Genomic DNA, 6,365 nt, shown 5'->3' on the forward strand with positions numbered 1-6,365 from the left:
GACTGTTCGGGGAGGGGGCAGACGCGCGCTACCCATCCGTATTTGTCCGTTAGGTGTTTTTCCGCTCATCCCTCCCGTTCTGTCAGGGGTGTTCGGTCAGGACCCTCAGCAGTCGGGGATGGGACGGGAGCGTGAGGGTGCCGGCGGCGAGGGCGGCGGCGATGACCAGCGCGCCGCTGAGCGGGTCCCCGGCGGCCGGAACGGTGGTGGCATGCGGCAGTTGCCCGGCCAGCTCGGCCCGCAGCGGACCGAGCAGCGGCTCACCGAGCTTGAACAGACCGCCGGTGAAAGCGACTTCGCAGTCCCCGTCCGGCGGGCACACGGCCGCGGCGGCCTCGGCGATCTGCCGCGCCGCGGCCGCGAGGATCCCGGCGGCCACCGGGTCGTCCGCCGCGCGTGCCGCCACCTCCGGCGCGAACGAGGCGAGGAGCGCGGGCCGGTCGGTCCTCGGGTAGAGCAGCCCCGGCAGGTCGCCGGCGGGTCCGAACGTCGCTTCCAGGGCGGACAGCAGAAAAGCCGAACCGCCGCGCCGCCCGTCGTGGGCGCGCATGGCGGCCTCCAGCCCGGCGCGGCCGATCCAGGCGCCGCCGCCGCAGTCGCCGAGCAGATGCCCCCAGCCGTCGGCGCGCCGCCAGTCCGTCAGATCCGTACCGAGCGCGATCATGCCGGTACCGCCGGCGACGACGGCGCCGGGCCGCTGCCCGAGCGCTCCCGCGTACGCCGTGACGGCGTCGGCGGCGAGCGCCAGCTTGCGTACCCCCAGGGCCCGTTCGAGGGCGGCGGGCAGTTCCGCGCGCAACTCGTCACCGAGCGTCGCCATTCCGGCGGCGCCGATCGCGACGGCCGACAGACCGGTGTCGGCGCCCACCCGCGCCAGCAGTGTGTCGACGGCGGGCAGCAACTGGTCCAGCAGATGACGGGCTTCGATGCCCGAAGGGCCGGTACGCACCGGCTCCGCTGTCGCGGTCACCGCAGCAGCTTCCGGCACCGCGCCGGTACCGGAGTCCGGCGCCGAAGCGGCGGTTACGGCGAGCGCGAACCGCAGCCCCGAGCCGCCCGAGTCCACGCCAAGTACCCAGCTCACGACGGCGATCGGCTCCAGGGAGAGAGGGGGAGTGACGACGGCACCTTATCCGAGCCCCGGACCGCTGGGTCGCCCGTTCACGGCTTCCCGGGCGGAGTCGGCAGCACCCGCGTTGCACCAGTAGAGTGAATCGCCGTGGCAGCACTACCGTTGAACGAGCTTGTCGAGCCCGGATGGGCGGACGCGTTGCGTCCCGTGGCCGGACGCGTCGCCGAAATGGGTGACTTCCTGCGCGCGGAGGTCGCGGCAGGGCGTACGTATCTGCCGGCCGGCGCGAACGTACTGCGCGCCTTCCAGCAGCCTTTCGACGAGGTACGCGTCCTGATGATGGGTCAGGACCCCTACCCGACACCGGGCATGGCCGTCGGACTCAGCTTCTCCGTGGCGCCCGAGGTGCGTTCCCTGCCCGGCAGCCTGGAGAACATCTTCCGTGAGCTGCACGGCGACCTCGGTGTCGACCGGCCGTCCAACGGCGATCTGACGCCCTGGACCAGGCAAGGCGTCCTGCTGCTCAACAGGGCGCTGACCACGGCTCCCCGCAAGCCCGGCGCACACCGGGGCAAGGGCTGGGAGGACGTGACCGAGCAGGCCATCCGCGCGCTGGTGGCGCGCGGCAAACCGCTGGTCTCGGTGTTGTGGGGACGCGACGCGCGCAACCTGCGGCCCTTCCTCGGCGACTACCCGGCGATCGAGTCGGCCCACCCTTCCCCCATGTCGGCCGACCGCGGCTTCTTCGGCTCCCGGCCCTTCAGCCGCACCAACGACCTCCTGATCAAGCAGGGCGCCCAGCCGGTGGACTGGCGCCTGCCGTAACCCGCCCAGGTGGCGGATCCCGGGCGCGGGGCAACGGAACGGCGCCCCCATGGACTCCCCTTGGAAAAGGAGGTTGTCCATGGGGAAACCTGAGCCGACGGCTGACGTCGAATTCCAGAGCTTCGTCGTCAGCCGCTGGACGCGGTTCATGCGGACGGCGTTCCTCCTGACCGGGGAGCGGTACGCCGCCGAGGACCTGGTGCAGTCGTCCCTGGAGCGGATCTACCTGGTCTGGCACAAGGTCGCCGCTGCCGACGATCCGGACGCGTACGTGCGGCGGGTGATGATCAATCTGCATGCCCGCAAGCACCGCAGAAAGCTCAAGGAGATCCTGGCGCCCGGTGACGACCCCGGTCTGCCGCACGAACTGCCCGAGCGCGACGACCGGATGGCGCAGGCCGACGACCGCTCCGATCTGCTGACGGCGCTGAGCCAACTGCCGCCGCGCCAGCGGGAGGCGGTGGTGCTGCGCTACTGGGAAGACCTGAGCGAGGCCCGGACCGCCAGTGCCATGGGCTGCTCCGTCGGCACGGTCAAGAGCAACGCGGCCAAGGGGATCGCGAAGCTGCGCGCCGTGCCCGGACTGCTGGACATGATGACGAAGGGCGGACGGACATGATCAGGGAAGAGCATGAGCCGGCACCCAGGGGTGTCGCCCTCCTGCTGGCGGACGCGGCGGCCGGGGTGGAGATCGGCCCGCCGCCCGTCCAGACCATCGTGCGGGGCGGCAGGCGCCGCAGGGCCAGGCGCAGGGCGCTCGCCGCGGCGACGGCGCTGGTGATCGCCGGTTCGGTCGGCGCCTCGCTGGCCACCGGAGCCCTGACGGACGGGAACAGGAAGAGCCAGGTCGCGGAGCAGCCGCAGGAGGGGGTGCGTCAGCCGGCGCCGCTGCCGCAGCGCGCCACGCTCGCGACCGGGCACACGGACGGCAAGCAGTGGCAGATCACCGTCGATGTCTGGGCCCCGCCGAAGACCGCGGCGCAGGCGGCACAGCTGGCGGACGCCATGAACGGCGGCGAATACCTCGACGTGGACCGCGGTGGCGCGGGGGACCGGGGGCTGATCGGCACGGGGTGGTACTTCGTGCGCGTCGACATCGGCGGCCGGAACTCGTTCGCGCTCGACGGTCCGATCCCGGACGGCAAGGGGCTGCGTCAGAGCCTGGAGGCCCGCCCTGCCCGGCTCGGACCGCGGGGATCCGACTGGGTGGTGGTCGGCAAGGCGTCGCCGGACACCCGGCGCGTCGTGTGCACCTGGGACGACGGCACGAGCACGGAGCTGCCGCGGTCGGCCCTGCGGCCGGTCGGCGGTGACGGGGTGCTGTGGTTCGTGGCCGAGGTGCCGCGAGGGCGCGCCCTCGCGTCGGCCGATGCGCGGTACTGACCGGCCCCTGAGGCCCGGAGCCGGTCCAGAAGTCCGCAGGTCAGAACGCCCGCAGATACTGCGAAGGGGTGGGTACGGAAGCGCCCAGGTCGGCGGCGGCGCGACGGGCGAAGTTCGGGTCGCGCAGCAGCTCCCTGGCCAGCAGGACGGCGTCGGCCTCGCCGTTGGCGACGATCTTCTCCGCCTGGTCGGACTCGGTGATCAGACCGACCGCCGCCACCGGCATCCGGGTCTCGGCCTTGATCCGCGCGGCGAACGGCACCTGGTAGCCGGGCTTGAGCGGGATACGGACCCCCGCGGCGTTGCCGCCGCTGGACACGTCGAACAGGTCGACGCCGTGGTCGACCAGCAGGTCGGCCAGCCGCACCGAGTCGTCGGCCGTCCAGCCGCCCTCGTCGAGCCAGTCGGTCGCCGAGACCCGGAAGAAGACCGGCAGGTCGGCGGGGAAGGCGGCGCGTACGGCGTCGACGACCTCGACGGCGAACCGGATCCGGTTCTCGAAGGAACCCCCGTAGGCGTCCGTGCGGTGGTTGCTGTGCGGGGAGAGGAACTGGTGGATGAGGTACCCGTGCGCGCCGTGGATCTCGGCGACCTGGAAACCGGCCGCCGCGGCCCGCGTGGCGGCGGCGCCGAACTGTCCGACGATCTCCCTGATCTGATCCACCGTCAGCTCGGTGGGCACCAGATGTCCCTCGGCGAACGGTACGGCGCTGGGCGCGACCGGCTGCCAGCCGTCGTTCTCCGGGCCGACCGGACCGCCGCCGTTCCAGGGCTTGTCGGTCGACGACTTGCGGCCCGCGTGGGCGAGCTGGATGCCGCGCGGTGTGCCCTGCGAGGCGAGGAAGCGGTTGATCCTGCTGAACGCCTCGACCTGGGTGTCGTTCCAGATCCCGAGGTCGAGCGGGCTGATCCGGCCCTCCGGGCTGACGGCCGTCGCCTCCGTGATGATCAGACCCGTACCACCGACGGCGCGAGCGCCGAGATGCGCGAAGTGCCAGTCCTGCGGCACACCGGCGGCCGGGCCCGTGGCCTCGGCGGAGTACTGACACATGGGCGCCATCCACACCCGGTTGGGCAGGGTCAGGGACCGCAGGGTGTAGGGGGCGAACAGTGCGCTCACGGGAGGCTCCTATCGGAACAGGTGGATACGTCCCACACCGTACCTACGGTGGTCAGGCGGCTGTCAAACTACGATGATTCTCGTACTGGGGCGGCGGGCGGCGCGTCACGGCGGTCGGAGCGGATTGCCTGATTAAGTTGAGAATGTGTCGGAACATAACGTGATTTCCGCCGATGGCCCCCACGAGCCCGCGACCCGTGACCGCCCGGTGTGGGAGGTGCAGGGGTACGGCACCGTCACCGGCGCCGGACAGGAGCCGGACGGCGGCGCGGTGCGCCGCGAGATCCTGCCGCCCTGGGTCGACGTCCGGCTGACCTTTCCCGACGGGGCCCGGGTCGACGTACTGGCGGTGGTACGGGACGGCCGCATGGCCATCGAGGACGCGCAGGCCGATCCGCCGCTGACGCTGGAGGACTTCGCCGCGCTGGCCGGGGTGATCGACTCGCCCCTCCAGGACGCGTGGCAGGTGGTGGCCGACCGGCACCGTCCGGCGGAGCGGCTGCCCGCGACGGAGATCCCGACGGCCGACGTTCCCGCCGTCGAGATCCCGGCCATGGACATCGCGGCCGTCGAGCCGCCCACTGTCCAGCCGCTCGCCGTGCGGCCCGTACCGCAGGCGCCCCTGCCCGAGGACCCGGCCCTGCACGCACCGGCCGTGGTCGACGCGGCCCTGGAGGAACCGGCCGATGACGGACCGGCCCTGGATGAACCGGCCGTGGACGAACCGGCCGATCCGCCCGGCCGGCACCGCGCCCGCAGCACCCCGCCCCGTGGGCCCGCCGGCCGGATGGGCGCCGCCGAGGTCTACCGCGCCGCCCAGCGCGACGGGGTGGATCCCGTGCTCGCCGTCATGGCGGCCACCGGTCTCAGCCGCCGCAAGTCGCTCCGGCTGATCGCCGGCGCCCGCGACGAGGGGCATCTGTCGCCGCGTCACAACCGCCGGTGAGCGGAGGCCGTCAGAACGACCGCATCCGGTCCATCTCGACGGTCTGCTGGGCGACGATGTCGGTCGCCATCTCCTCGATCTGTACGTTGTTGCCCTCGGAAAGCGCCTCGGTGGCCATCGTGATCGCCCCCTGGTGATGCGTGATCATCAGCTGCACGAAGAGTGCGTCGAACGCCTTCCCCTTGGCCGCGCGCAGTTCGGCAAGCTGCTCGGGGGTGGCCATTCCGGGCATCGCGCCATGGTCGTGACCTTCCTGACTCTTTGCCACACCATTGCTTTCCAGCCACCCGTGCATTGCCTCGATCTCCGGCTGCTGGGTCGCCGTGATGCGTGCCGCGAGCCGTTTCACCGGGGTGGAACCCGCGCGCCCGGTCGCCAGCCTGGTCATCTCCAGCGCCTGTCCGTGATGGACGATCATCATCCGGGCATAGCTCACATCGGCCGAATTGGGGGTGTTGTCCGGGGCCGCCCGTACCGCCTCCTCGGGCGTCAGGGTCTTGGCCGGTTCGCCGGGACGGCCCGGTGCCACCACGCCAGATCCGCTGCCACCTGCGGCTTTGTGTGTCTTCGCGGTGCCGCCGTCCGCCGAGTCGCAGGCGCCCAGGGCGAGCAGCGCGACGACGGCCGAGACCGTGACGAGCGAGCCGCGTAGGCGCGGACTTCTGCGACGGATCAACACATCGGCCTCCTCAGGGAGATGGAGCGGCCGGCCACCGGCACGGGGCGACCGGCCACCGTAGTAAGACGCTTCCGCGTTTCGATGATCGGAAACTTTCATTACGTCTCTATTGCCGTCTGTTGAGATGTACATGATGAGGTCCATACTGCCGTGATCCGCGACCCGTTCCCCCCGAACGGATACAAGGAGGACCGCAGTGACCTCGTTGCACCTCATCCGCGCGCGGCGCAGACGTCTGGCCGTGGCCGCCGCCACGGCCGGTCTCTTCGCCACGCTGCTGGCAGCCGGACCCGTGGCTGCCGCGGACCCGGGCGACGGCCCCGCCCGGCGGGCGATCTCC

Annotated in this window: 7 protein-coding genes; 4 read left to right on the forward strand and 3 right to left on the reverse strand. The window is 71.9% G+C overall.

Features of this window, described 5'->3' with window-relative positions:
• Window positions 1-82: 82 nt before the first annotated feature.
• On the reverse strand, window positions 83-1,093 hold the full coding sequence (locus tag HY68_RS30935; RefSeq protein WP_063779726.1) for a BadF/BadG/BcrA/BcrD ATPase family protein: 1,011 nt from the start codon (window positions 1,091-1,093) through the stop codon (window positions 83-85).
• A gap of 126 nt (window positions 1,094-1,219) precedes the next feature.
• On the opposite strand from HY68_RS30935, the gene HY68_RS30940 reads away from it, so the two are divergent.
• From HY68_RS30940 to HY68_RS30950, 3 genes are all read left to right on the forward strand, one after another.
• On the forward strand, window positions 1,220-1,897 hold the full coding sequence (locus HY68_RS30940) for a uracil-DNA glycosylase (RefSeq protein ID WP_041998053.1): 678 nt from the start codon (window positions 1,220-1,222) through the stop codon (window positions 1,895-1,897).
• Between the two features lie 79 nt (window positions 1,898-1,976).
• Window positions 1,977-2,516 (forward strand): SigE family RNA polymerase sigma factor, encoded by a 540-nt coding sequence (locus HY68_RS30945; RefSeq protein WP_041998055.1) that lies wholly within the window; start codon window positions 1,977-1,979, stop codon window positions 2,514-2,516.
• Window positions 2,513-3,280 carry a hypothetical protein gene (locus HY68_RS30950; RefSeq protein WP_041998057.1) on the forward strand — a complete coding sequence of 256 codons (768 nt, stop codon included), beginning with the start codon at window positions 2,513-2,515 and terminating at the stop codon, window positions 3,278-3,280. The genes HY68_RS30945 and HY68_RS30950 overlap by 4 nt, the downstream gene beginning before the upstream one ends.
• Window positions 3,281-3,320: 40 nt before the next feature.
• Here the strand turns inward: HY68_RS30950 and HY68_RS30955 are convergent, their stop codons facing one another.
• Entirely contained in the window at window positions 3,321-4,400 is a 1,080-nt protein-coding gene (locus HY68_RS30955) for an NADH:flavin oxidoreductase/NADH oxidase (RefSeq protein ID WP_041998059.1), read from the reverse strand.
• A 271-nt stretch (window positions 4,401-4,671) separates the two neighbouring features.
• Here HY68_RS30955 and HY68_RS40175 point away from each other — a divergent pair, with 271 nt between their 5' ends.
• The gene (locus HY68_RS40175) at window positions 4,672-5,346 is read left to right on the forward strand and encodes a DUF6214 family protein (RefSeq protein WP_042000280.1); all 675 of its coding nucleotides are present in this window, start codon (window positions 4,672-4,674) and stop codon (window positions 5,344-5,346) included.
• A gap of 10 nt (window positions 5,347-5,356) precedes the next feature.
• On the opposite strand, the gene HY68_RS30965 is transcribed toward HY68_RS40175, so the two are convergent.
• A complete protein-coding gene (locus HY68_RS30965) occupies window positions 5,357-6,025 on the reverse strand; it encodes a DUF305 domain-containing protein (RefSeq protein WP_347560682.1) in 669 nt (222 codons plus the stop codon).
• Window positions 6,026-6,365: the final 340 nt, after the last annotated feature.

The organism is Streptomyces sp. AcH 505, from assembly GCF_000818175.1.
GTDB lineage: Bacteria > Actinomycetota > Actinomycetes > Streptomycetales > Streptomycetaceae > Streptomyces.